The sequence below is a fragment of the Micromonospora sp. DT31 genome (assembly GCF_049841795.1).
Classification (GTDB): domain Bacteria; phylum Actinomycetota; class Actinomycetes; order Mycobacteriales; family Micromonosporaceae; genus Micromonospora.
In genome coordinates this window covers 1-1,120 of the sequence record NZ_JBNCKZ010000059.1, presented here as the reverse complement: position 1 = coordinate 1,120, position 1,120 = coordinate 1, and the positions used below count along the sequence as shown (strand labels likewise).

At 69.3% G+C, this 1,120-nt stretch carries 1 protein-coding gene; it reads right to left on the bottom strand.

Annotated elements, in window-relative coordinates; translation table 11 throughout:
- A partial coding sequence (locus ACLQ2X_RS28360; protein ID WP_425684134.1) for an acyltransferase domain-containing protein occupies positions 1 to 1,120 on the bottom strand: 1,120 nt, incomplete at both ends.

Here is a 1,120-nt window from a genome sequence, read left to right as displayed (position 1 = left end):
CCAGTAGCGGTGGTGGTGGAAGGGGTAGGTGGGGAGGGTGGTGGTGGGTGTGGGTGGGTGGGTCCAGTTGATGGGTTGGCCGGTGGTCCAGGCGTGGGCGATGTTGGTGGCGAGGTGGGTGGTGTCGGGGTGTTCGCGGTGCAGGGTGGTGATGGTGGTGCAGGTGGTGTTGGTGGTGTCGGCGGTGTGTTCGATGGCGGTGGTCAGGACGGGGTGGGGGCTGATTTCGATGTAGGTGTGGTGGCCGGTGGTGAGGAGGTGGGCGATGGTGGTGTGGAAGTGCACGGGGTGTCGGAGGTTGCGCCACCAGTAGTCGGCGGTGAGGTCGGTGGCGGTGATGGGGTTGGTGGTGAGGGTGGACCAGATGGTGATGTCGGGTCGGGTGGGTTGGGTGGTGATGCCGGTCAGGTCGGTGTGGATCTGGTCGTGTAGGGGTTGCACGGCGGGGCCGTGGGAGGCGTAGTCGACGGGTAGGAGTCGGGTGCGGATGGTGGTGTGGGTGTATTGCTGGGCGAGGTGGTGGAGTTCGGGTAGGGGTCCGGACACGACGACGGAGTTGGTGGTGTTGATGACGGCCACGGTGGTGTGGGGGGTGTGGTGGTCGAGTCGGGCGGTGACGGCTTCGGGGGTGTCGGCGATGGCGAGCATGCCGCCGCCGGTGTGGGACAGGGTGCGTAGTGCGTGGGAGCGTAGGGCGATGATGCGGGCGGCGTCGGTCAGGGACAGGGCGCCGGCTACGACGGCGGCGGCGATTTCGCCTTGGGAGTGGCCCACCACGGCGGCGGGGGTGACGCCGACGGCTTCCCAGACCGCGGCCAGGGACACCATGACGGCCCACAGGGTGGGTTGCACGACGTCGACGCGGTTGAGGTCGGGGGCGTGGGGGTCCTGACGCAGGACCTGGCTCAGGGACCAGTCCACGAACGGTGTCAACGCGCTCTCGCACTCGGCGATGCGGGCGGCGAACACCGGTGAGGTGTCCAGCAGTTGCGCTGCCATTCCCGGCCACTGCCCGCCCTGGCCGGGGAACACGAACACCGGCCGGTCCCGGTCGGTGACGGTGCCCCGGACCACGTTCACGGCCGGTTCGTCGGCGGCCACCGCGGCCAGCCCGGTCATC